Genomic DNA, 23752 nt, shown 5'->3' with positions numbered 1-23752 from the left:
GGGACGCGCCGGGGCCGGGCGGGCACCGGCACGCCCCCCGCCCCGGCGGCCCATCACGCTTCCCTGGGCGGGGTGACCTTCTTGACGTAGAGGAGCCGGTCGCCCGCCTCGACGGCGTCGGCCTCGGGGGCGTCGACCCGGTAGAGGGTGCCGCCGCGGACGACGCCGAGCACGATGTCGGGCAGGTGGCGGGGCGAGCCGCCCACCTCGGCGGGCTCCACGTCGCGTTCGGCGATGGCCAGGCCCGCGTCGGGGGTGAGGAGGTCCTCGACCATGTCGACGACGGACGGGGTGGCGGTGGCCATGCCGAGCAGGCGGCCGGCGGTCTCGCTGGACACGACGACCGAGTCGGCGCCGGACTGGCGCAGCAGGTGCTCGTTCTCGCGCTCCCGGACGGAGGCGACGACCTGGGCGTCGGGCGCGAGCTCGCGGGCGGTGAGGGTGACCAGGACGGAGGTGTCGTCGCGGTTGGCGGCCACGACCACCGCCCTGGCCCGCGGCACGCCGGCCACGCGCAGCACGTCGTTGCTGGTGCCGGAGCCGTGGACGGTGACGAGGCCGATGGCGGACGCCGCGTCGAGGGCCTCCTGGGAGGTGTCGACGACGACGATCTGGCCGGGTTCCGTGCCGTCGCCCATGAGGGCGCTCACGGCCGAGCGGCCCTTCGTGCCGTAGCCGATCACCACCACGTGGTCACGCACCTTGGTCCTCCACTTCTGGATGCGCAGCGCCTGGCGCGAGCGCTCGGTGAGCACTTCGAGGGTGGTGCCGACCAGGACGATCAGGAAGAGCACGCGCAGGGGGGTGATCACCAGGACGTTGACGAGCCTGGCGGACGAGCTGGCCGGCGCGATGTCGCCGTAGCCGGTGGTGGAGAGGGAGACGGTGGCGTAGTAGACGCAGTCGAGGAAGGACAGGCCGTCCCCGTTGACGTCGCGGTAGCCGTCGCGGTCGAAGTAGACGATGAGGACGGCGGCCATCAGCGCGGCGAGCGCGCCGATGACGCGCTTCAGGATGGCGCGCACCGGGCTCTGCACCGTGTCCGGCATCCTGACCACGCCGACGAGGGAGTGGCCGGGCAGCTCGGCCAGCGGCTCGGTCTGGTGGAACCGGCGCATCACGACAGCCTCTCGGGGAGCAGCCGCCACAGGTGTGCGGCGGCTTCGGCGCCGCGGAGCAGCAGTGGCACGACGACGCGCTCGTCCGGCGCGTGGATGCGATCATCCGGCAACGTCGCCCCCAGGTACACGACGGGTGCGCCGAGGCGGGCGTGCAGCACGGCGGCCGGTCCGGAACCACCGGTCCGGCTGAACCTGACGGGCTGGTCGAAGGCGGCCTCGACGGCGTCGCGGACCGCGCCCACGGCGGGGTGCGAGACGTCCACCGCGTAGGGCGGGACCCCGTCGCCGCGGGCGATCACCTCGGAGCGTAGGCCGGGCGGGGTGTGCGCGGCGACGAACTCGCGCAGGGCGGCGGCGACCCGTTCGGGCCGCTGGTCGGGCACGAGGCGGAACGACAGCTTCACCGAGGCCGAGGCGGGCACGATCGTCTTCAGGCCGGGGCCGGTGTAGCCGCCGCTGATGCCGTTGACCTCGGCGGTGGGGCGCACCCAGACGCGTTCGAGGGTGGACCAGCCGGGTTCGCCGGCCAGGGCCCGCGCGCCGCCGGCGTTCGCGAGCCACGCGTCCTCGTCGAACGGCAGGCTCGCGTAGTCGGCGCGCTCGGCGTCGGTGGGGTCGACGACGTCGGCGTAGAAGTCGCGCAGCCGGACGCGGCCGTCCTCGTCGTGCAGCGCGGCGACGAGCCGGGCGACGGCGGTGGCCGGGTTGGGCACGCCCCCGCCCGCGCGGCCGGAGTGGACGTCGGAGGAGCCGCCGGTGAGGACGACCTCCGCGCCGTAGACGCCGCGCTGCCCGGTGCACACGGTGGGCGCGTCGCGCGAGTACAGGGGTGTGTCGGTGAACACGACGAGGTCGCACGCGAGGTCGTCGCGGTGCTCGTCGAGCAGCCGGGTGAGGTGGGGCGAGCCGGACTCCTCCTCGCCCTCGACGAACAGCTTGAGCGTGACGGCGGGGCGGTCCGCGCCGGTGGCGGCGAGGTGCGCGCGCACGCCGAGCAGGTGCATGGCGACCTGGCCCTTGTCGTCGCTGGCGCCGCGGGCGAACAGCTCCTCCCCCACGAGGGTGGGGTCGAACGGGGGGTGTCGCCACTGCTCGACCGGGTCGACCGGTTGCACGTCGTGGTGGCCGTAGACCAGCACGGTCGGCGCGTCGGGGTCGGCGGCGGGCAGGCAGGCGTACACGGCGGGCAGGGCGGGGCCCGAGTCCCAGACCCGCACGTCGGGCCAGCCGTCGCGGCGCAGGGCGTCCGCCAGCCAGCGCGCGGAGGCGTGCACGTCGGCGTGGTGGGCCGGGTCGACGCCGATCGAGGGGATGGCCAGCCACTCGCGCAGCCCGGCCACGAAATCGTCGGCGAGCGCGGCCACGGCCGTCCGCTCGGGATGCTCGGGTTCTTCGGGATCACCGCTCACGGTGCCGGAGGATAACCCTGGGGACGCCGGTCGGCGTCCGGCATGACAGGGTGGGTCCCATGGAAGCCACTCGTTCCCGTTCCTGGTCGGCGCTGGCGCTGGCCGGGTTGCTGGGCACGGCCGGTGTCACGCACTTCGCCAAGCCGAAGCCGTACGACTCGATCGTCCCCCGGCGGCTGCCGGGTGCGCCGCGGGCCTGGACGTACGCGTCCGGCGCCGCGGAGGTGGCGCTGGCCGCGGCGGTGGCCGCGCCCCGCACGCGCGGTACGGCCGCGAAGCTCGCCGCGGTGTTCTTCGCCGCCGTGTTCCCGGCGAACGTGAAGATGGCTTACGACTACCGGGCGAAGTCGCCCCGGGCGCGCGCCATCGCCTACGGGCGCCTCCCGTTGCAGGTCCCGCTGGTCCTGTGGGCCTTGCGCGTGGCACGCTCATCCCGTTGACCACTCTCCGTGCGGGGTTCGACACCCAGCGCGGCGGAGGGTCTGTCATTGAAACCGCAACCAGTTCTAGGATGCCCGAGTGCAACCGCTCCTCCACCACGCCGCTCAGGCCCTGGGTTGGCGCGGCGTCGTGGTCCCCGACGTCGCCGTGCTGGGTCACCAGGTGTCCGCGGTCGTGCGGGTCCGCGCCGACGTGCACGAGTGGCGCAGCGCGAACGGCTGGCCCCCGCAGCCCGACCCCTCGTGGTTCCGCTCGTGGTTCGAGCCGGCCGCGCACGACCGGCTGCCGGTGCCCGCGGTCGAGCTGGTCGGCGTCCTGGTGGGCGAGTCCACCGTGGACCACGCCCTCCAGTCGTGCGGCACGCTGATGACGCTCGCACCGTGCTCGGTGGTGCTGCCGCCGCCGCAGGGCGACCGGTCGTGGCCGCTGATGGAGCTGGACTACTACGGCATCGGCGTCGTCTCGGTCGACGAGGCGGGCGCGGCGGAGCTGCTGGTGCCGCCGGAGGACCGGTCGACCGAGTTCGGGCCGTCGCTGTTCGGGCGGTGGCTGCTGGAGGTCCTCTACGACCGCGTGCTGAAGGAAGTGCCCGCCGAGGCGCGGGTCACCACCTAGCTAGGCCGGGATCGAGCGGACCAGGTCGCGCAGGCCGTCCGCGTCCAGCAGGTCGGCCGGGCGCAGCGTGCGGCCGTGCCGCACGTAGTGGAACGCCGCCCGCACCTTCTCCACCGGCGTGCCGGTCAACGACGCCCAGGCCAGCCGGTACGCCGCGAGCTGCACGGACAGCGCGGGCAGCCGCCCGTCCTCCGGCACCGAGCCGGTCTTCCAGTCCACGACGGTCCAGCCGCCGTCCTCGTCGGCGAACACCGCGTCCATGCGCCCGCGCACGGACAGGCCGTCGACCTCCGCCTCGAACGGCACCTCGACGTCGTGCGGGGCCCGGTCGGCCCACTCGCTGGCCAGGAACGCCTCCTGGAGGCGGTTCAGGTCCGCGTCGGGCGAGGCGTCCTCGTCGGCCGCGCCGGGCAGCTCGTCCAGGTCGAACAGCCGCCGCACGCCGAACCGCTGCTCCAGCCACGTGTGGAACGCCGTGCCGCGGCGGGCCGACGGGTTCGGCGGGAACGGCAGGGGGCGGCGCAGGCGGCGGGCGAGCTGGTCGGGGTCGGCGGCGAGCTGGACGAGCTGGCTGACCGAGAGGTGGTCGGGCAGGACGACGCGTTCGCGCCGGTCGGCCGCCGCGGCGCGCTCGGCGAGGAGCACGTCGACGTCGCGGGCCCAGCCCTCGGGGTCGTCCGGGTCCTCGTCGGTCGCGGCCGGCTCGACCGGCTCGGGTTCGGTCCCGGGCTCAGGCTCGGCCTCCGGCTCCGGCCGGTCGGGGTCGGGGTCGGGGTCGAGGACGGGGTGGTCCAGGTCCGGGTGGTCCGGGTCCGGGTGGTCGAGGTCGGGCGGCGGCTCGTCGTCGTCCGGCTCCTCGGGCGGTGCGTAGTCGAAGTCCGGGGGCGGTTCGAGGTCGAACCGCTCGGCGTCCACCGGTTCGGCGGGCTCGGGACCGGGATCGGGCTCGACGGACTCGGGCTCGACGGGCTCGGGACCGGGGTCACCGGAGCCGGGCTCACCGGGACCGGGCTGGGCGAGGTGGCGCTCCAGCGCCGCCAGCACCAGCTCCGCCCCCTCGGCCACGGCCGCGCGCCGCCTGCCCAGCGGGTCGGCGGGCCACTGCGCGGTCTTCGTCCGCGACGCGAGCGGGTTCGGGGCGCCCTCCTCCGGGGGCGGCGCCCAGTGGGCGATGTCGGCGGGCGGGTGGTCGGCGGCCAGCACGGCGTCGCGCAGCTCGGTGAGGAACGCGGACGGCCCCTTGGGCTTCGACCCCGTCCCGCCCCACCAGTGGCCGGACACGAGCAGGCTGTGCTCGGCCCGGGTGAGCGCCACGTACAGCAGCCGGCGCTCCTCCACGAGGCGGCGGGCGTCGAAGTCCTCCTCGTGCCGGGCGAGGGCCTCCTCGACCTCCTTGCGGTCGGCGCCGGGCGGCACGCGCAGCACCGGCAGGTCCTCGGCGTCGCCGCGCAGGTCGGCGGGCAGCCCGGTGACCGAGCGCAGCCAGCTCGACGACTTCTTGCGGCCGGGGAAGACGTCCTTGACCACGTGCGGCACGGCGACGACGTGCCACTCCAGGCCCTTCGCGGAGTGCATGGTCAGCACCTGCACGCGGTTCGGCGCGACCTCCACCTCGCCGGGTTCCAGGCCGTCCTCCGCCTGTTCGGCGGTGTGCAGGTAGTCGAGCAGGGCGGGCAGCGTCGCGGACGGGCTGGCGGCGGCGAAGTCGCCGACCACGTCGGCGAACGCGTCCAGGTGCGCCCGGCCCACGCCGCCCGGCCGGGCCATGGCCTCGATGTCGAGCAGCAGGGTGCGCTCGACGTCGGCGACCAGCTCGGGCAGCGGCTGGTCGAGGCGGCGGCGCAGCGCGGACAGCTCGGCGCCCAGCCGGCGGACGCGGCGGTAGCCCTCGGCCGAGTACGCGGTGGGGTCGCCCGGGTCGTCCAGGGCGTCGGCCAGGCCCGCCTGCTCGGCGTGCTCGCCGGGCAGGGCGTCGGCCAGGACGGCGAGCGGGTCGTCCACGACGGCCTGGCGGCTCGGCGCCCCGGCCAGGTCGCGCGCCCGGTTCCACAGGGCGGCCAGGTCGTAGGCGGCGAGGCGCCAGCGCGAACCGGTGAGCAGGCGGGCGGCGGCCGTGCCCGCGAGCGGGTCGACCAGGACGCGCAGGGCGCTGGTGAGGTCGCGCACCTCGGGTTCGTCGAGCAGCCCGCCCAGGCCGACGACCTCGACGGGCAGGCCGCGGTCGCGCAGGACGGCGGAGATGGCGGCCATGTCGGAGCGGCGGCGGACCAGGACGGCGGCGGTCGGCGGCTCGTCGCTGCTGTCGAGGTGCTGCTCCCACTGGGCGGCGAGGGTGTCGGCGAGCCAGTCCAGCTCCTGGCGGACGTCGTCGAACAGCGCCAGGCGCACGTCCCCCGGTCCCGCGCCGTCGCGGGCGCGCAGCGGGTCCACGTCCAGGCCCGTCGCGCGCAGCGGCGCGGACACCGCGTTGGCCAGCTCCAGCACCTCCGGCGGGTTGCGGAAGCTGGTGAGCAGGCCGTACTTGCGGGCGGGCGGGAAGTCGTGGACGAACCTCGGGAGGTTCGCCGCGGACGCGCCGCGCCAGCCGTAGATGGCCTGCGCCGGGTCGCCCACCGACGTCACGGGCATCGGCTCGCCCCGCCCGAACAGCGACCGCAGCAGCACGCGCTGGGCGTGGCCGGTGTCCTGGTACTCGTCGAGCAGCACGGCGCCGTACCGCTCGCGCTCGCCGCGCGCCACCTCCGGGTAGTCGGCGGCCAGCCGGGCGGCCAGCGACATCTGGTCGGCGAAGTCCATGGCCGCCTCGCGCCGCTTGCGCGCCTGGTACGCCTCCAGCAGCGGCAGCAGGTTCATCCGCAGCCGCTGGGCGTCGACGACGGCCTGCAACGACTGCGGCAGGGCGTCGCCCTGCCGCTTGGTCCTCGGCGCGGACTCGATGAGCGCGCACAGCCGCTCGGCGTGCTCGCGCAGCACCTCCGGCGCCACGAGGTGCTCCCCCAGCTCGCCGGCGAGCGCGACGAGGTAGCCGGTGACGGTCGCGGGCACCTTGTCCGTGTCGATGTCCTCCGCCCAGGTGGAGACGACGCGGTGCGCGAGCTGCCACGCCGCGGTCTCGGTGAGCAGCCGCACGCCGGGTTCCACGGGCAGCCGCAGGCCGTGCTCGGCGACGAGCCTGCCCGCGTAGGCGTGGTAGGTGAGGATCACCGGTTCGCCGGTGAGGACGGCGGCCCGGCGTTCGCCGCCCGGGTCGAGCCGGTCGAGCAGCGGGGAGCCGCCGAGGCGGCGCAGGCGGGCCCGGACGCGGTCGGACAGCTGGCGGGCGGCCTTGCGGGTGAACGTGAGGCCGAGGACGCGGTCGGGCGTGACGAAGCCGTTGGCGACGAGGTAGACGACGCGGGCGGCCATCGTCTCGGTCTTGCCCGCGCCCGCGCCGGCCACGACGAGGGCGGGCGCGGTGGGCGCCGCGACGACGGCGGCCTGCTCCGGGGTGGGCCTGGGCAGGCCAAGGGCCTCGGCGACCTCGAACGGGCTGGCGAGGGCCCCCGGCCCACCCACCCGTTCGACCTCGTCCGGCATCACCACACCGGGCATTCTCCGTCGTCGGCCGGCGGGCGCTTCGGCGACCCGCAGGCTCGTGCGGAAGTCGCAGGTCAGGTCATTGACCCACCTGGCGGCCCGAGGCGTGCACCGGGCAGGTGGTGCGCGCCGGGCAGCGGTCGCAGTCGACGTTCTCGGCGGCCCGGTACTCCGGGCCGACGGAGGACCCGGCGGCGATCTGCACGGCCTCCAGCCAGACCCGGACGCCCTGCTCGTCCAGCGGCGACTGCTCCAGCTCGGTGGCGCCGGTCTTCTTGTTCTCCTTGGCCACGTACAGCAGGCGCGCGCCGCCCGGGTCGGTGCCGAGGCCGAGGTGGGTGAAGCCGCCGAGCGCGGAGGCGAGCTGGTAGACGGCGAGCTGCGGGTGGTCCTGCGCCTCCTGCTTCGTGACGGGGTTGCGGCCGGTCTTGACGTCGACCACGACCGGGCGGCCCTCGCGGTCGGTCTCCAGCCGGTCGACGCGGCCCCGCACGCGCAGCCACGGGCCGCCGTCCTGCTTGGGCACGTCGACGGAGATCTCCTCCTCGACCGCGACCTGGGTGAGCTGGTCGCGGCTGGAGGCGAGCCAGGCCAGGAACGTGTCGAGCATCCGCTCCACGCGCTGCCGTTCGCGGCGGGAGAACCAGGGCGCACCGGCGTCGACCGCGGCCCACGCCTCGTCGAGCCTCGCCCGCAGCTCCTTCTCGTCCGCGCCGGTGGCGGCGGCCTGGGCGAGGGCGTGCACGAGGGTGCCGGTGATCGACGCCAGCTCGGCCGGGTCCTGGCCGCCGTGCCGTTCGACGACCCACCGCAGCGGGCACGTGGCGAGCGTCTCCACCGTGGACGGCGACACGCTGACCGTGTGCTCCTCCGTCCACAGCGGGTCGTCGGTCGTCACGTCCGCCAGGCCGTACCAGGAGTCGGGGTGCGCGCCGGGCACGCCCGCGGCGGCGAGGCGGGCCAGTTGCGCCGCGGCGCGCTCCCGCCGCCCGGCGGGCTCGTCGTCGTCGCACACGACGCGGCGCAGCTCGCCCACCAGCTCGGCGAGCACGAGGCCGCGCTCGGGGGTGTGCGTGGGCCGTTCGAGGTCGCCGGTGGACAGCTCCTCGATCTCGTCGAGGAACCGCGACGGCTGCTCGTCCTCGCCGCGCACCGCGCTGACCAGCAACGTCCGCTCGGCGCGGCTGGCGGCGACGAGCAGCAGCCGCCGTTCCTCGGCCAGCAGCGGCGCGATGGCCGACACGGTGTCCGCCGGCACGCCCGCGACGAGGTCGACGAGCCGTTCCACGCCGAGCAGGGAACCGCGCAGCCGCAGGTCGGGCCACGCGCCCTCCTGCACGCCGGGCACCGCCACGACCGTCCACCCCCGACCGGCGGCGGCGTGCGCGGTGAGCACGGCCACGGCCTCGCCGACGGGGGCGGACGCGGCCATCGTGTCGCCCGCGAACCGCTGGGAGGCGAGGTAGTCGACGAAGCTCTCCGCGCCGGAGCCGGGCAGCCGGTCGACGTACTTCGCGGCGGCCTCGAACAGGGCGACGACCGCGTCGAGGTCGCGGTCGGCCTGCATGCCGGTGGTGCCGTGCCGGGCGGACTGGGCGACCCAGCGGTTCTCCAGCCCGGTGGCCTGCCACAGCTCCCACAGCACCTGCTCGACGGTGAGCCCGTCGTCGATCGCCCGGCGCGCCTTGCGCAGCAGCCCGCCGACGCGCCGCGCGGGCTGCGCCTCGGCGTCCTCCAGGGCGGCCAGCTTGTCGGCGGTCTCGATCACCTCGACGAGCAGCTCGCCGCTGGCGCGGTCCCCGCCGGCGGCCAGCTCCAGCCGGCGCAGGCCGCGGCGGAGCCGGCGCAGCGCCAGCGGGTCGGCGCCGCCCAGCGGGGAGGACAGCAGCATCGCGGCGGTGTCCTCGTCGAGGCTGCCGGGCACGGCGGCGGCGCGCAGCAGCGCCAGGAACGGGACGACGGCGGGCTGCTGGGCGGGCGGCAGCTCGTCGTGCGGCACGGCGACGGGCACGCCCGCCGCGAGCAGGGCGCGTTGCAGCACGGGCAGGACGCGGGTCGCGGACCGCGCGACGACGGCCATCCGCGACCAGGGCACGCCGTCGATCAGGTGGGCGCGGCGCAGCTGGTCGGCCACCCACGCGGCCTCCTGCGCGGCGGACGCGAACAGCCGCACCCGGACGTGGCCCTCGGCGTCCACCGGGCTCACCTCGCGGGTCGGCGACGCGCCGGGCAGGCGCAGCGCGAGGCGGCCGACGGCGGCGCGGACCTCCGGGGCCATCCGGTGGCCCTCGCGCAGCACGGCGGTCGGCGCGTCGGTCGCGGCCAGCAGGGACGGGTCGGCGCCGCGGAACGAGAAGATCGCCTGGTCCGGGTCGCCGACCAGGACGAACTCGTCGGCGGTCGACCCGAGGCTCGCCAGGAACGCGAGCTGGAGCGGGTCGAGGTGCTGGGCGTCGTCGACGAACAGGTGGCGGACGCGCTTGCGCTCGCCGTCGAGCACGCCGGGGTCCACCTCGAACGCGAGCAGCGCGTTGCCGATCAGCTCGGCGGCGTCGTAGGACGGCGCGTGCCCCTGGCCGCTGCTGGCCAGCAGGTTGACCTGCTCGTACTGGGTGGCGAACAGCCCGGCGGCCACCCACTCCTCGCGGCCGTGCCGGCGGCCCAGGTCGGTGAGGTCCTCGGGGGCGAGGCCGCGTTCGGTGGCGCGCAGCATGAGGTCGCGCAGCTCGGCGGCGAACCCGGGCAGGGTGAGGGCGGGGCGCAGGCGGTCCGGCCACTTCGGCGCGCCCATCGCCACGTCGCCCGCCAGCAGCTCGCGCACCACGGCGTCCTGCTCGGGGCCGGCCAGCAGCCGGGGCGGCTCCTCGCCGGTCAGCGCGGCCTGGTTGCGCAGCACCGCGAACGCGTAGGAGTGGACCGTGCGGACCAGCGGTTCCCGCGTGGTGGGCAGCAGGCCCGAGGGGGTGGGCGGCGGCGCGGCCGAGGGCTGCGCGTCACCGTCCGACGAGCCGCCGTCCGCGCGGCGGTCGGTGAGCAGGCGGGTGATCCGGGCGCGCATCGCCTCGGCGGCGCGGCGGTCGGCGGTGAGCACCAGCACCTGCTCGGGGTGCGCGCCGCGCCGCAGCACGCGGTCGGCCACGACCTCGGCGAGCAGCGTCGTCTTGCCCGTGCCGGGTCCGCCGAGCACGCGCAGCGGGCCGCCCCGGTGCTCGAACACCCGGCGCGCGGCCGGCTCCCAGTCGTGCCGGGGCTCCTCCCGCCGCTCCGGGCGCACCAACAGCGGAGCCCTGTTCACCACCACGGCGGTAGATGCAACCACGTCCCACCGACAGCCGGCGCGCCGGCACCGCGTGGAAAGCTGTCGGGGTGGACGAACAGCTGCACGAGATGGTCCGCGAGGTGGTGCGCTCGATCCCCCGCGGACGCGTCGCCACCTACGGCGACGTCGCCGACATCGCCCGCGCCCCGTCGCTGCGGATGGTCGGCACGGTCCTCAACCAGGACGGGCGCGACCTGCCGTGGCACCGGGTGCTCAAGGCCAACGGCACGTGCGCCCCCCACCTCGCCGACGAGCAGCTCCAGCTGCTCCGCGAGGAGGGGGTGCCGTCGCTCGACGGCAAGGTGGACCTGCGCACCTACCGCTGGGAGGACGCCGTCAAGGCGGAGGAGGCGGCGGAGCCTCCCGGCCTCTGGTGACTCACGGGGTGACGCGCGCCTGGACGCGGGCCACCTCGTCGCGCACCCCGGGGTCCCGCGTCAGCGCGGCCGCGAGCTTGAGCTGCGGCAGCGCCTCGGCGTGCCGGCTCTGCCTGCTCAGCGTGCGGCCGAGCAGCAGCCGGGCGTAGCCGTCCGCCGGGTCCAGCTCGACGAGCCTGGTCAGGACCGCCTCGGCCCTGCCCAGCGCGGCGGACCGGAAGTGCGCCAGCGCCAGCTCGGTCAGCACGGTGCGGTCGGTCGGGGCGTGCTCGGCGGCCTCCGCGAGGTAGCGGGCGGCGCCGCTCGGGTCGCCCGCGGCGAGGAACACCCGCCCCTTGTGCAGCAGTTCCCGGATCACTTCTCCTCCTCGTCGAGCCTGGTGTCCGCCGCGGTGACGTGCGGGACCTGGGTCCCGCCGAGCCGCCCGGCCTGGAAGTCCTCGATGGCCTCGATGATCTCGGCGCGCGTGTTCATCACGAACGGGCCGTAGCGCGCGACGGGCTCGTTCAGCGGCAGCCCGCCCAGGACCAGCACGTCCTGGTCGGTGCCCGCGCGCAGGGTGATCGCCTGCCCGCGGTCGAGCACCGCGAGCTGCCCCTCCTCCAGCGGCCGCTGCTCGCGCCCGACGGTGCCGCGCCCGTTGAGCACGTAGACCATGGCGTTGAACTCCTCCGGCCACGGGAGCCGCAGGCGCGCGCCGGCGCCGAGCGTGGCGTGCAGGTAGGTGATCGGCGTGCGGGTGGAGCCGGGGCCGCGGAAGCCCGCGACGTCACCGGCGATGACGCGGACCAGCGCGCCGCCGTCGTCGCTGGAGAGCAGCGCCGCGTCGGTGGGCTTGATGTCCTGGTAGCGCGGCGCGGTCCACTTCTCGGCCTTCGGCAGGTTGACCCACAGCTGCACGCCGTGGAACAGGCCGCCCTTGGCGACCAGTTCCTGCGGCGGCAGCTCCGAGTGCAGGACGCCGGACCCGGCCGTCATCCACTGCGTGCCGCCGTTGGTGATCAGCCCACCGCCGCCCGCGGAGTCCTTGTGCTCGAAGGCGCCGTCGATGACGTAGGTGACGGTCTCGAACCCGCGGTGCGGGTGCCACGGCGCGCCCTTGGCCTCGCCGGGGCCGTACTCGACGGCGCCCATGTGGTCGAGGAGCAGGAACGGGTCGGCGAGCGCGAGGTCGACGCCCGGGAAGGGGCGGCGGACCTGGAAGCCCTCGCCCTCCAGCGACGTGCGCGCCTGGACGACCTGCTTCACCGGACGCCACGCGGTGGTGGCCTCGGGCAGTCGGGGGAGGCGGGGAAGGGTGAGGGTGTCGGCGGTGACGGCGGGCACGGCTGCCTCCTTCGGGCCGGCCACCCGGTGCGGTGGCTCGTCCCGTAGAACCTAGTTGAGATCTCAACTATTCCGGAGGGCGGGACGGCGGGGTGATACCGAGTTGGTTCGCGGGTACCTGGCCCACCAGGATCATGGACAGGAAGGGGGGCCGTCCCGTGAACAGCCCGGTCGTGGAACACCCGTTGGTCGCCGCTTACCTGACCGCCCTGCGGGAGGAGGCCGCGGTGCTGCCCGAGGCGCGCCGCGCCGAACTGGACGAGGCGGTCCGCTCGCACATCGAGGCCACCCTGCCGGAGGACGCCTCGGACGACGACGTCGACGCCGTGCTGGACGAGCTCGGCGCGCCGGGCGAGGTCGTGGCCACGGCGGTGGAGGAGGTGCCCGAGAACGCCCGGCGCGCCGAGGCGGACGACGCCCGCGAGCCGCTGCGCGTCCTCGACGTCCTGGGCCTGGCGCTGCTGCTGGTCGGCGCGGTGCTGGTGCCCTTCGGCCACCTGGCGGGCGCGGTGCTGGTCGGCGTCTCCCGGCGGTGGTCGATCCCGGTGCGGGTGCTGCTCGTCGGCGTGCCCGCCGTGCTGCACGTGCTGCTCGCGCTCGTCGCGGACGACTGGTACTCCGGGCTGCTCGTGCTGCCGTTCACCGCGACGCAGGTCGCCGCGCTGATCGCCACCTGGTACTTCTTCTCCCGCGCGGAACGCGGGTAGCGGGGCGGGATCGGGCGGGTCGGGACGGATCGGGCGGGTCGGGCGGGTGGTGGGTCAGGCCACGCCCCGGAAGCACCGGGCCTCGTAGTAGCGCAGCAGCACGGCGTCCACGACCCGCGGGTGCGCGCCGATCGGGGCCGCGACCACGTCCGCGCCGGACTCCGCCACGACGCGGTGGAACAGGCCGGGCGCCAGCAGCCAGGAGGCCACCGCGACCCGTCCCGGGGCGCGGGCCACGACCTCCGCGACGCGCGGCGAGGCCGTGGCGGCGTACCCGACGACCACCGGCCCGACCCGACGCGCCAGGGTGTCGGCGACGGCGCGCACGTCCGCCAGCGCCCGCGGGTCCGACGACCCGGCCGCCGCGAGCACGACCGAGTCCCCCGGCCGGTAGCCGGCCTCGCGCAGGCGGGACAGCAGGGCCGGGACCAGCGCGGGCCCGATCGGGTCGGTGATCACCGCGTCGCGGTGCCCGGACGCCTCGACCTGCGCCGGGACGTCCACCCGCACGTGGTAGCCGGCCGCGAGGAACGCGGGGACCACGACGGCCGGCCCCCGCACGGACGACAGCACCGAGGTCACGTCGGGTTGCCGCACGTCGGCGTAGGCGACCCGCACCGGCACCCCGCCCAGCCGGGCGCGCACCAGCGACGCGATCTCCTCCACCACCACGGCCCCGGCGGGGTCGCGCGTGCCGTGGGCGACGAGGACGAGGGTCATACGGCCACTCCGGCGGGGTCCATGGCGAGGCGGTAGCCGCGCTTGACGACGGTGGCGACCATGCGCGGTTCGCCGAGGGCGGTGCGCAGCCGGCCGATGGCGGTCTCCACGGCGTGCTCCTCGCCGCCGCCGGGCAGGGCGGCGAGCAGGTCGCGCCGCGACACGACCGCGCCCCGCGCCGCCGCCAGCGCGCGCAGCACGGCCATCGGGGCGGGCGCCACGGGCCGCAGCTCGCCGTCCACGACGACCGCCTGGCCGCGCAGCTCGACGTCCCGGCCCGCGATGCGCAGGCGGGTCGCGCGGGCCGGCAGCGCCAGCACCAGCTCGCGGGCCAGCGCGCCGATGCGGGCGCGGGCCGGCTGGACGACGGGCACGCCGGCGGCCACCAGCGGCCCGGCGGTGATCGCGCCGACGCCCACGACCAGCACGTCGCGGCGCAGCAGGGCGACCAGCTCGTCGTACCGGCCGGAGGCGCGGGCGGTCCGCAGCACGGACGCCGCGGCGGGGGCGCTGGTGAAGGTCAGGGCGTCGACCTGGCCCGCGAGGACCGCGTCGAGCAGCCGCTCCAGCGGGCCCGGGTCGGCCGGGCCGGTCCACCGGTAGACCGGGACCTCGACGACGGTGGCGCCCGCCTCGCGCAGGGTGGAGGTGAAGTCGGGCAGCGGCTCGCCGTGCAGCTGCACCGCGATGCGCTTGCCCGCCACGCCGCCGCGCAGCAGGTGGTCGAGCAGCTCGGCGTTGCTCTCCCCGTCCGGCGACCACGACTCGACCAGGCCCGCCGCGCGCACCGCGCCCTTGGCCTTCGGGCCGCGCGGCAGGACCCGGGCGTTCGACAGCGTCCCCAGCAGCCGCGCGGCCAGGCCCCAGCCCTCGGCGGCCTCGAACCAGCCGCGGAAGCCGATGCCGGTGGTCGCCACGGCGATGTCCACCGGCTCCTCCACCACGGTCCGGGTGGCGGCGAGCAGCTCCGCGTCGTCGGGCAGCGGCACGATCCGGATGGCCGGGCCGTGCAGCACGGTGGCGCCCTTGCGCTCCAGCAGGGCGCCCAGCTCGTCGGCCCGCCGGGCAGCGGTCACACCGACCGTGTACCCGGCCAGCGGGTCGGCGATCACGGCGACCCGACCTGGACGACGCCGTCGGTCACGACCACCGGGTGCACGGGCACGCCCGTGGACGGGTCGTCGAGGCACTTGCCGGTGCTCAGCTCGAACGCCTGCTTGTAGACCGGGGACACCACGACGGGCACGCCGCCGCGGTCGCCCACGATGCCCCGCGACAGCACGGCCGCGCCGCTGAACGGGTCGATGTTGCCCAGGGCGTGCACGGTGCCCGCCGAGGTGAGGAACACCGCCACCTGCGAACCGTCCGGCAGCAGGGCGGCCACCCCGCGATCGGGCAGCAGGACGCTCAACTCGCACACGGGTGTCATCGTGCAACCTCCGGGATTCCCAGTAGGACCGGCACCTTCTGGCCGCGCTCCTCGCGGAAGGAGATCGTGGGGTCGGGCGTGCCCGGCGCGTTGACGAAGGAGGTGAACCGGGACAGCTTCTCCGGGTCCTCCAGCACGCCGCGCCACTCGTCCGCGTAGTTGTCCACGTGCTTGGCCATCGCGGCCTCCAGGTCGGCGCAGATGCCGAGGCTGTCGTCGACGATGACCGCCCGCAGGTGGTCGAGCCCGCCCTCCAGGCCCTCGATCCACGTCGAGGTGCGCTGCAACCGGTCCGCGGTGCGGATGTAGAACATCAGGAACCGGTCGATGAGCCTGATCAGCGTCTCCGTGTCCACGTCGGACGCGATGAGGTCGGCGTGGCGCGGGGTGAAGCCGCCGTTGCCGCCCACGTACAGGTTCCAGCCGTTCTCGGTGGCGATGACGCCGAAGTCCTTGCCGCGGGCCTCGGCGCACTCGCGGGCGCACCCGGACACGGCGGACTTGAGCTTGTGCGGCGAGCGCAGGCCCCGGTAGCGCAGCTCCAGCTCGATGGCCAGCCCCACCGAGTCCTGCACGCCGAACCGGCACCACGTGGTGCCGACGCACGACTTCACCGTGCGCAGCGACTTGCCGTAGGCGTGGCCGGACTCGAAGCCCGCGTCCACCAGCCGCTTCCAGATCTGCGGGAGCTGGTCCACGGTCGCGCCGAACAGGTCGATCCGCTGGCCGCCGGTGATCTTGGTGTAGAGGCCGAAGTCGCGGGCGACCTCGCCGATGACGATGAGCTTCTCCGGGGTGATCTCGCCGCCGGGGATGCGCGGCACCACCGAGTAGGTGCCGTTGCGCTGGATGTTGGCCAGGAAGTGGTCGTTGGTGTCCTGGAGCGCGGCCTGCTCGCCGCCGAGGATGTGCCCGTTGTCCAGCGAGGCGAGGATCGAGGCGACGGCGGGCTTGCAGATGTCGCAGCCGCGGCCCCGGCCGAAGCGGGCCACCAGCTCGGTGAACGTGGTGACGCCGGTGGACCGGACGACCTCGAACAGCTCGGCGCGGGACTGGTCGAAGTGCTCGCACAGCGCCTTGGACTGCTCGACGCCGCACTCGGCCAGCAGCTTCTTCAGCATCGGCACGCAGGAGCCGCAGCCCGTGCCCGCCTTGGTGCACGCCTTGATGCCCGGCACGTCGACCGCGTCGCCGGAGTTCACCGCGTCCACGATGTGCTGCTTGGTGACCGCGTGGCAGGAGCACACCTGCGCGTCGTGCGGCAGGGACAGCTCGACGCCGCCCTCCGGGCCGATCAGCGCCACCGGGTCGCCGGGCAGCGCGCGGCCGACCAGGGGCCGCAGCACCGGGTACTTGGAGGCGTCGCCGACGAGGATGCCCCCGAGCAGGGTCTTGGCGTCGTCGGACACCACGACCTTGGCGTAGGTGCCCGCGACGGCGTCGTTGACCACGACCTCCAGGGCGCCCTCCTCCTTCGCGTGCGCGTCGCCGAACGAGGCCACGTCCACGCCGAGGAGCTTGAGCTTGGTGGACATGTCCGCACCGGGGAACGCGGCGGTGCCGCCGAGCAGCCGGTCCGCGACGACCTCCGCCATGGAGTACCCCGGGGCCACCAGTCCGTACACCACCCCGTCGAGGTTGGCGCACTCGCCGATCGCGTACACGTCCGGGTCGGAGGTGCGGCAGCCGCCGTCCACGACGATCCCGCCGCGCTCGCCGACGGTCAGGCCGGAGGAGCGGGCCAGCTCGTCGCGCGGCCGGATGCCCGCGGAGAACACGACGACGTCGAGGTCCAGCTCGACGCCGTTGGACAGCTTCGCCACGAGCCGGTCGCGGTGGTCGCGCTCGATGGAGGAGGCCGAGGTGCCGGTGTGCACGGTGAGGTCGAGCTTCTCCACCAGGCGCTTGAGCAGGCCCGCGCCGCCCTCGTCGACCTGCAGCGGCATCAGCCGCGGGCCCAGCTCGACGACGTGCGGGGAGACGCCCATGCCGCGCAGCGCGTTGGCGGCCTCCAGGCCGAGCAGGCCGCCGCCGAGCACCATGCCCGCGTGCCGGCCGCTGGACCGGGCGCCCTCGACGGTGGCGCGGATGGCGTCCAGGTCGTCGATGGTGCGGTAGACGTGGCAGCCGGGCAGGTCGCGGCCCGGGACGGGCGGCACGAACGGCACCGAGCCGGTGGCCAGGACCAGCGCGTCGTAGGTCTGCGTGCGGCCGCTCGCCGTGCGGACCGCCTTCGCGGCCCGGTCCAGCTCCACGACCCGGTCGTCGAGGACCAGCTCGACCCCGTCGTCGTCGTGCGGGGCGAGCGCCAGCGCCGAGGCGTCCCAGGCGTCCACGTAGGACGACAGCGCGACGCGGTCGTAGGCGGGACGGGGCTCCTCGGCGAACACGACGACCCGCCACTGGCCGGTCGCGTCCTTCTCGCGGAGGGCCTCCACGAGGCGGTGCCCGACCATGCCGTGACCCACTACTACGAGCGTTCGCGTCATGGGACCAATCCCTTCCTCCTGCCCGGTTATGCTCACCGGGCACCGTGTCGTGCCAAGGTCGCGAATGTTTCGCAGGTGTTAAAGGACACTCACGCCGCACGTGGCGGGCATGTGCGTCACACGCCCGCGTGGGCGAGGCTCGGGACGCGCACGAAGACGCGGCGCCGCAGGTAGAACCACCACGTGGTGGCCACGCACAGCCCGTAGAACACCAGGAACGCGGTGAGCGCGGGGGCGAGCGTCCTGCTGCCCTCCAGGGAGAACTTGAACACCAGGTTGACGAGCACCCCGCCGAACGCGCCGATCGCGCCCGCGATGCCGACCACCGCCGCCGCCTGCCGCTTGGCGGACGCCACGTCGTCGCTCTGCGTGGCGAAGATGGCCGGGATCATCCGGTAGGTCGAGCCGTTGCCGACGCCCGCCAGCACGAACAGGGCGATGAACGAGCCGAAGAAGAGCGCGAAGCTGCCGACCTCGATGCTGACGAGCAGCCCGACCGTGCCGACGGCGAGGCCGCAGAACGTGGCCACGGTGATCCGCGCGCCGCCGAACCGGTCGGACAGCCAGCCGCCGAACGGCCGGCTCACCGAGCCGATGAGCGCCCCGATGAAGGCGAGCGCGACGAAGCCCTTGTGGTCCACGAAGCTGATCTTGATGAGCGACGGGAACGCGAACGAGAAGCCGATGAACGAGCCGAACGTGCCGATGTAGAGGAACGACATCACCCAGGTGTGCTTGTTCGACAGCGCCCGCCGGTAGGAGGTGCCGTCCGGCTTGGCCTGGGTGAGGCTGTCCATGAAGAACCAGGCGCACGCGGTGGCCACCACGATGAACGGCATCCAGAACAGCGCCGCGTAGGCCAGGTTCACGCCCGTGCCGATCGAGATGACGATCGGCACGACGAGCTGCACCATCGCCACGCCCAGGTTGCCGCCCGCGGCGTTGAGGCCGAGCGCGAGGCCCTTCCTGCCCTCCGGGTAGAAGAACGAGATGTTCGCCATGGAGGACGAGAAGTTGCCGCCGCCGAAGCCCATCGCGGCCGAGGTGAGCAGGAAGAACCAGTAGGGCGTGCCCGGGTCGGTGACCGCGATCACCAGCATCGTGCACGGCACCAGCAGCAGGCCCGCGCTGATCGTCGTCCACGCCCGACCGCCGAAGCGCGGCACGGCGAACGTGTACGGGATGCGCAGCACCGCGCCGACCAGGTTCGGCACGATCAGCAGCCAGAACACCTGGCCGACGCTGAACGCGAAGCCGATCGAGCCGAGGCTCACCACGACGATGGACATCAGGCTCCACACGGTGAAGCCCAGGTTCTCCGCCAGGATCGAGAACACGAGGTTCTTGCGGGCGACCCGCTTGCCGGTGGTCTCCCAGAACGCCGGGTCCTCCGGCTCCCAGTCCTCGATCCACCGACCGCGGCGCTTCGCCCGCGGCGCAACGCCCCTCGTCTCCACGACCGTGCTCATCGGACCTCCCGGACAGCGGTTCCCGTTGCGCACCAACGGTAGGAACGGCCGGTTACCGAGACGTGCGGGCAGGTGTCGCCGCCGGCAACTCCCCCGCACATCACGCGGACTGGGGCTGTGAGGCCGCGAGCCAGTCGACGATGCCGCACACGGCGTCCTTGCAGCCGCCGCAGCCGGTGCTCGCCCGGGTGGCGTCGGCGATGGCCGACAGCGAGGTGGCGCCCGCGCGCCACGCGCCGACCAGCTGCGCCTTGCTGACCGTGTTGCAGCGGCACACCACGGCGGACGCGGGCAGGTCGGCGGGGCTCGCCTCGGTCGCGCCCGCGGGCAGGGCCCGGCCCAGCAGCAGCGCCAGCCGGTCGGTGGGCGCGGGCAGGCCGCGGTCGTAGAGCTGGGTGATGGCCGCCGCCGCGTCCGGCGCGCCGAGCACGATCGCGCCGGTCACCCGGTCGTCGCGCAGCACCAGCTTGGCGTACCGGCCGCGCGCCGGGTCCTGGAAGCACAGCACCTCGTCGTCGGGCGAGTCGACCTCCGCGTGCACGTCGCCGAGCGCGGCGAGGTCCACGTCGCGGGCCTTGAGCCTGGTCACGACGGTGGTGCCGGAGTAGCGGGCGGCGGGCGCGGCGCCGGTGAGCCGGTCGGCGAGCACGGCTGCCTGCTCCCACGCGGGCTGGACCAGGCCGGACACCGTGCCCACGTGCTGGGCGCAGTCGCCGATGGCGTGCACGCGCGGGTCGCTGGTGCGCAGCGCGTCGTCCACCAGGACGCCCCGGTCGACGTCGATGCCCGCCTGCTCGGCCAGCGCCGTCTCCGCCCGCACGCCCGCCGAGACGACGACCAGGTCGGCGGGGACGTGCGTGCCGTCGGTCAGCTCCAGCCCCTCGCCCGGCACGTACCGGGAGGCGAGCGAGCCGAGCCGGAACTCGATGCCGAGGCCCTGGAGGGTCTTGGCGAGCACCCGGCCCGCGCCCGCGTCGAGCTGGCGCTCCATCAGGTGCCCGACCGGGTGCACCACGGTCACCAGGCAGCCGCGCCCGGCCAGGCCGCGGGCGGCCTCCAGGCCGAGCAGCCCGCCGCCGAGGACGGCGACCGGCGCGCCCGGCGACGCCTTCTCCACGATCCGCGCGCAGTCGTCCAGCGAGCGGAACGCCACCACGCCGGGCGCGAGGTCGCCGTTGCCGTCGAGCAGGCCGGGCGTCGGCGGCACCCACGAGCGCGCGCCCGTGGCCAGCACCAGCGCGTCGTAGGGCACCTCGGTGTCGTCGACGTGCACGACGCGGCGGGTGCGGTCGACCTTGGTGACGGTCCCGCCGAGCCGCAGGTCCACGTGGTGCTCGGCGGCCCAGTCGGGGCCGTGCAGGCGGACCGCGTCCGGGGTCAGGGAGCCCGCCACCACGCTGGACAGCAGCACCCGGTTGTAGGCCGGGTGCCGCTCGTCGCCCAGCACGGTCAGCGCGACCCGCTCCCCCTTCGGGTCGCGACGGCGGACCTCGTCGGCCAGGCGGGCGCCGGCCATGCCGTAGCCCACCACCACAACGTTCCTCATACCGTCTCCAATCGGACCGCGCACACCTTGAACTCGGGCATCCGGCTGGTCGGGTCCAGCGCCGGGTTGGTCAGCAGGTTGGCGCGACCCTCGCCCGGGAAGTGGAAGGGCAGGAACACCACGTCGATGCGCATGGACGGCACGCAGCGCACCCGCGCCGCGGTCCGGCCGCGCCGCGACACGACGGCCGCGAGGTCGCCGTGCGCCAGGCCCGCGCGGGTCGCGGTGTCCGGGTGGACCTCGACGTACGCCTCGGGCTCGGCCGCGTTCAGCTCGGCGACCAGCCGGGTCTGCGCGCCCGACTGGTAGTGCTGGAGCACCCGGCCCGTGGTGGCCTGGAGCGGGTACTCGGCGTCCGGCGGCTCGTCCGGTCCCCGGTGCTCGACCGGGGCGAACCGGGCCAGGCCGTCGGGGTGGGCGAACCGGTCGAGGAACACGCGGGGCGTGCTGTCGCGCACCACGGGCCAGTGCAGCGCCTCGCCGTCGCGCAGCCGCTGGTAGGTGACGCCGGAGTAGTCGGCGGGGCCGCCCGCGGACGCCCTGCGCAGCTCCTCGAACACCACCTCGGGTTCGGTCGGGAACCGGTCGGCGGGCTGGCCGAGGCGGGTGGCGAGGCCCTGGAGCACGTCGAGGTCGCTGCGCACCCCCTCGGGCGGGGCCACCGCCACCTGCCGCAGCAGCACGCGGCCTTCGAGGTTGGTCATGGTGCCGCTCTCCTCGGCCCACTGCGTGACCGGCAGCACGACGTCGGCGACGGCGGCCGTCTCGGACAGCACGAGGTCGGCCACGACCAGCAGGTCCAGGGCGGCGAGCCGGTCGGCGACGTGCTGCGAGCGGGGCGCGGAGACGATGACGTTGCTGCCGAACACCAGCAGCGCCTTGGGCCCGCCGGGCTGCCCGAGGGCGTCGAGCAGCTCGTAGGCCGACCGGCCGGGGCCGGGCAGGTCGTCGACGCCCCACACGTCCATGACGTGCGCGCGGGCCGCGGGGTCGGTGATCTTGCGGTAGCCGGGCAGCTGGTCGGCCTTCTGGCCGTGCTCGCGACCGCCCTGGCCGTTGCCCTGGCCGGTGAGGCAGCCGTAGCCGGAGTACTTCCGGCCGGGCAGCCCCAGGGACAGGGCGAGGTTGATCCACGCCGACACGGTGTCCGAGCCGCTGGCGTGCTGCTCGGTGCCGCGGCCGGTGAGCACGAAGGCGTTGTCCGCCTCGGCCAGGATGCGCACGGCGGCGCGCTGGTCGGCCACCGGCACGCCGGTGACCCGCTCCACCCGTTCCGGCCACCACGTCGCCGCGATGCGCCACGCCTCGTCGAAGCCCGTGGTGCGCTCCGCCAGGTACTCCTTGTCGAGGTACCCGTCGGCGACGGCGGTGTGCAGCAGGCCCAGCGCGAGCGCCAGGTCGGTGCCGGGCGCGGGCTGGAGGTGCAGCGTGGCCAGCTCGGCGGTGGCCGTGCGGCGCGGGTCGACCACGATCAGCTCGGCGCCCCTGAGGTGCTGCACGAACGGCGGCATGGTCTCCGCCGGGTTGCCGCCGACCAGCAGCACGGCGTCCGCCCGGTCCAGGTCGGTGACCGGGAACGGCATCCCCCGGTCCAGGCCGAACGCCCTGGTGCCCGCCGCGGCGGCGCTGGACATGCAGAACCGGCCGTTGTAGTCGATCTGCGAGGTGCCCAGGGCGACCCGGGCGAACTTGCCCAGCAGGTAGGACTTCTCGTTGGTGAGCCCGCCGCCGCCGAAGACGCCCACCGAGTCCGGCCCGTGGGCCTCCCGCAGCCGGCGCAGTGTCCCGGCGACCAGGTCGAGCGCCTCGTCCCAGCCGGCCGGGCGCAGCTCGCCGTCGCGGCGGACCAGCGGCGTGGTCAGGCGGGCGGGCGAGGTCAGCAGCTCGGCCGACGTCCAGCCCTTCTGGCACAGCCCGCCGCGGTTGGTCGGGAACTCCCGCGGCGACACCACGCCGTCCGTGATGGACATGGCGCACTGGAGCGCGCAGTACGGGCAGTGCGTGTCCGTCCCGGACGCGGTCGTGCTCGGGGAGTCGGTTGGGGTCACGCAGCCGACGGTAGGAACGGGCTGTTAACGGCGGACCGCGTGATGTTTCGTCCACGCGAACTTGACTGCTCAGCGCCCCCGCCGGGCGGGTGAGGTCGTCGCAGCACGGCCGTCACGACAGTGCCGCGGGTCACAGCCGCGGGGCCGCGGGCGCGGGGCTCAGAGCAGTTCGGCGACCCTGGACGCGGCGCGCTCCAGGCCCGCCAGCGACTGCCGGCCCGAGCGCGGGTGCAGGGCGTGCACGGCGAGCCGGAACAGCAGCGCCCGCAGCACGACCTGGGACCACTCCTCCAGGTGCGCCCACCGCCCGAGGATGCCGTGGTCCGCGCCGCCCCAGGCCAGCGCGTCGACCACGACGACCGCGGCGCCGTAGGAGCCCGGCCGCCAGTAGGCGGTGAAGTCGATGATGGCCGGGGCCGCGTCGCCCGCGAACAGCACGTTGCCGAACAGGTCGCCGTGCACGACCTGCGGTTTCGCCGTCACCGGCTTGCGGTGGGCGGCGTAGAGCTCGAACAGCCGGCCGCCGAGGTCCGGGTCCAGTTCGGCCTTCTCCTCGTCCCACGCGCAGCGGTCGGCGGTGGCGAACAGGTCGGTCCGCGTGTCGAGGAACCGGGGCCTGGTGAGCCCGGCGGTGGCCTGGTGCAGCTTCACGGCGACCTCGACGACCTCGTCGTGGCGCGGCTCGGCCTGACCGGACAGGTACTTGGTCGCCGCCCAGCCGCCGACGACGTAGCGGCCGTCGGTGGAGCGCAGGGGCCTGGCCACGCGGAGGTTGTCCACGTCGAGGGCGTCGAGGGTCTTGGCGACCCAGGTGGCCTCGGCGGGCTTGCCCGCCGGGCGGATGGCCGCGTCGCCGCACCGCCACACCGGTCCGCCGTCGATCAGCTCCGGTTCGGCGTCGCGCGCGCCGAACGCGGCGCGCACGTGCGACGGTGGCGGCTCCGGTGACGGCGACGGGTTCACGGCCGGCACGCTACCTGCACCGGGCCTCCGGTTGGTGGACCTCGGACCTCGTACGCGTGGTGTCCGCGCATTCGGGCTAACCGCATTATTGCGGTCTCAGTAGGGAGATCGACCGACGTGACCGGCATCACCCGGCGCGACGTCGCCCTCGACCCGAACCGGCGGGCCGCCGACAGCACGACGCCGGGGCCCGCTCG

At 75.1% G+C, this 23752-nt stretch carries 18 protein-coding genes; 4 read left to right on the top strand and 14 right to left on the bottom strand.

Annotated elements, in window-relative coordinates; translation table 11 throughout:
- Positions 1-53 precede the first annotated feature (53 nt).
- Both ACRAKJ_RS04395 and ACRAKJ_RS04390 read right to left on the bottom strand, forming a co-directional pair.
- The gene (locus ACRAKJ_RS04395; protein WP_438920254.1) at positions 54-1118 is read right to left on the bottom strand and encodes an NAD-binding protein; all 1065 of its coding nucleotides are present in this window, start codon (positions 1116-1118) and stop codon (positions 54-56) included.
- Positions 1118-2530: a M20/M25/M40 family metallo-hydrolase gene (locus tag ACRAKJ_RS04390; RefSeq protein WP_438920253.1), complete on the bottom strand. Its 1413-nt coding sequence runs from the start codon at positions 2528-2530 to the stop codon at positions 1118-1120. The genes ACRAKJ_RS04395 and ACRAKJ_RS04390 overlap by 1 nt, the downstream gene beginning before the upstream one ends.
- Before the next feature lie 59 nt (positions 2531-2589).
- On the opposite strand from ACRAKJ_RS04390, the gene ACRAKJ_RS04385 reads away from it, so the two are divergent.
- Positions 2590-2970 (top strand): DoxX family protein, encoded by a 381-nt coding sequence (locus ACRAKJ_RS04385; protein ID WP_438920252.1) that lies wholly within the window; start codon positions 2590-2592, stop codon positions 2968-2970.
- Between the two features lie 79 nt (positions 2971-3049).
- Positions 3050-3586: a hypothetical protein gene (locus ACRAKJ_RS04380; protein WP_438920251.1), complete on the top strand. Its 537-nt coding sequence runs from the start codon at positions 3050-3052 to the stop codon at positions 3584-3586.
- On the opposite strand, the gene ACRAKJ_RS04375 is transcribed toward ACRAKJ_RS04380, so the two are convergent.
- The gene (locus ACRAKJ_RS04375; protein WP_438920309.1) at positions 3587-7162 is read right to left on the bottom strand and encodes a UvrD-helicase domain-containing protein; all 3576 of its coding nucleotides are present in this window, start codon (positions 7160-7162) and stop codon (positions 3587-3589) included.
- A 79-nt stretch (positions 7163-7241) separates the two neighbouring features.
- Positions 7242-10457: a PD-(D/E)XK nuclease family protein gene (locus tag ACRAKJ_RS04370; RefSeq protein ID WP_438920250.1), complete on the bottom strand. Its 3216-nt coding sequence runs from the start codon at positions 10455-10457 to the stop codon at positions 7242-7244.
- Between the two features lie 71 nt (positions 10458-10528).
- Between ACRAKJ_RS04370 and ACRAKJ_RS04365 the strand changes: the two genes are divergently transcribed.
- Positions 10529-10858, top strand: coding sequence for an MGMT family protein (locus ACRAKJ_RS04365; protein WP_438920249.1), 330 nt, complete (start codon positions 10529-10531; stop codon positions 10856-10858).
- A gap of 1 nt (position 10859) precedes the next feature.
- Here the strand turns inward: ACRAKJ_RS04365 and ACRAKJ_RS04360 are convergent, their stop codons facing one another.
- A complete protein-coding gene (locus tag ACRAKJ_RS04360; RefSeq protein ID WP_438920248.1) occupies positions 10860-11216 on the bottom strand; it encodes a tetratricopeptide repeat protein in 357 nt (118 codons plus the stop codon).
- Entirely contained in the window at positions 11213-12184 is a 972-nt protein-coding gene (locus ACRAKJ_RS04355; protein WP_438920247.1) for a pirin family protein, read from the bottom strand. The genes ACRAKJ_RS04360 and ACRAKJ_RS04355 overlap by 4 nt, the downstream gene beginning before the upstream one ends.
- Before the next feature lie 173 nt (positions 12185-12357).
- On the opposite strand from ACRAKJ_RS04355, the gene ACRAKJ_RS04350 reads away from it, so the two are divergent.
- Entirely contained in the window at positions 12358-12891 is a 534-nt protein-coding gene (locus tag ACRAKJ_RS04350) for an HAAS signaling domain-containing protein (protein WP_438920246.1), read from the top strand.
- A 54-nt stretch (positions 12892-12945) separates the two neighbouring features.
- Here ACRAKJ_RS04350 and ACRAKJ_RS04345 read toward each other — a convergent pair whose 3' ends face one another.
- The 8 genes from ACRAKJ_RS04345 to ACRAKJ_RS04310 all read right to left on the bottom strand — a co-directional run bounded on the left by ACRAKJ_RS04345 (position 12946) and on the right by ACRAKJ_RS04310 (position 23555).
- A complete protein-coding gene (locus ACRAKJ_RS04345) occupies positions 12946-13611 on the bottom strand; it encodes a CbiX/SirB N-terminal domain-containing protein (RefSeq protein ID WP_438920245.1) in 666 nt (221 codons plus the stop codon).
- Positions 13608-14723, bottom strand: a complete 1116-nt coding sequence (locus ACRAKJ_RS04340; RefSeq protein WP_438920244.1) for a uroporphyrinogen-III synthase — start codon at positions 14721-14723, stop codon at positions 13608-13610. Before ACRAKJ_RS04340 ends, ACRAKJ_RS04345 begins: the two co-directional genes overlap by 4 nt.
- Complete coding sequence (gene nirD / locus ACRAKJ_RS04335; protein WP_438920243.1) at positions 14720-15040, bottom strand: nitrite reductase small subunit NirD; 321 nt, start codon at positions 15038-15040, stop codon at positions 14720-14722. Before nirD ends, ACRAKJ_RS04340 begins: the two co-directional genes overlap by 4 nt.
- Positions 15037-17529, bottom strand: coding sequence for a nitrite reductase large subunit NirB (gene nirB, locus ACRAKJ_RS04330; RefSeq protein WP_438920242.1), 2493 nt, complete (start codon positions 17527-17529; stop codon positions 15037-15039). Before nirB ends, nirD begins: the two co-directional genes overlap by 4 nt.
- 116 nt (positions 17530-17645) lie before the next feature.
- On the bottom strand, positions 17646-18998 hold the full coding sequence (locus tag ACRAKJ_RS04325; RefSeq protein WP_438920241.1) for an MFS transporter: 1353 nt from the start codon (positions 18996-18998) through the stop codon (positions 17646-17648).
- Positions 18999-19098: 100 nt separating this feature from the next.
- Positions 19099-20544, bottom strand: a complete 1446-nt coding sequence (locus tag ACRAKJ_RS04320) for an FAD-dependent oxidoreductase (RefSeq protein WP_438920240.1) — start codon at positions 20542-20544, stop codon at positions 19099-19101.
- Positions 20541-22514, bottom strand: coding sequence for a molybdopterin-dependent oxidoreductase (locus ACRAKJ_RS04315; protein WP_438920308.1), 1974 nt, complete (start codon positions 22512-22514; stop codon positions 20541-20543). The genes ACRAKJ_RS04320 and ACRAKJ_RS04315 overlap by 4 nt, the downstream gene beginning before the upstream one ends.
- 237 nt (positions 22515-22751) lie before the next feature.
- The gene (locus ACRAKJ_RS04310; protein ID WP_438920239.1) at positions 22752-23555 is read right to left on the bottom strand and encodes a TIGR02569 family protein; all 804 of its coding nucleotides are present in this window, start codon (positions 23553-23555) and stop codon (positions 22752-22754) included.
- Positions 23556-23752 lie beyond the last annotated feature (197 nt).

The organism is Saccharothrix sp. DSM 118769, from assembly GCF_052936295.1.
Note: the sequence above shows the minus strand (reverse complement) of the source record. Positions and strands in the feature narration are given on the sequence as shown.

Excerpts from the sequence above, each read along its gene's own strand:
- ACRAKJ_RS04395 (WP_438920254.1), bottom strand. The coding sequence starts at position 1,118 with ATGCGCCGGTTCCACCAGACCGAGCCGCTGGCCGAGCTGCCCGGCCAC.
- ACRAKJ_RS04385 (WP_438920252.1), top strand. The coding sequence starts at position 2,590 with ATGGAAGCCACTCGTTCCCGTTCCTGGTCGGCGCTGGCGCTGGCCGGG.
- ACRAKJ_RS04375 (WP_438920309.1), bottom strand. The coding sequence starts at position 7,162 with ATGCCGGACGAGGTCGAACGGGTGGGTGGGCCGGGGGCCCTCGCCAGC.
- ACRAKJ_RS04345 (WP_438920245.1), bottom strand. The coding sequence starts at position 13,611 with ATGACCCTCGTCCTCGTCGCCCACGGCACGCGCGACCCCGCCGGGGCC.
- nirD (WP_438920243.1), bottom strand. The coding sequence starts at position 15,040 with ATGACACCCGTGTGCGAGTTGAGCGTCCTGCTGCCCGATCGCGGGGTG.
- nirB (WP_438920242.1), bottom strand. The coding sequence starts at position 17,529 with ATGACGCGAACGCTCGTAGTAGTGGGTCACGGCATGGTCGGGCACCGC.
- ACRAKJ_RS04325 (WP_438920241.1), bottom strand. The coding sequence starts at position 18,998 with ATGAGCACGGTCGTGGAGACGAGGGGCGTTGCGCCGCGGGCGAAGCGC.
- ACRAKJ_RS04320 (WP_438920240.1), bottom strand. The coding sequence starts at position 20,544 with ATGAGGAACGTTGTGGTGGTGGGCTACGGCATGGCCGGCGCCCGCCTG.
- ACRAKJ_RS04315 (WP_438920308.1), bottom strand. The coding sequence starts at position 22,514 with ATGTCCATCACGGACGGCGTGGTGTCGCCGCGGGAGTTCCCGACCAAC.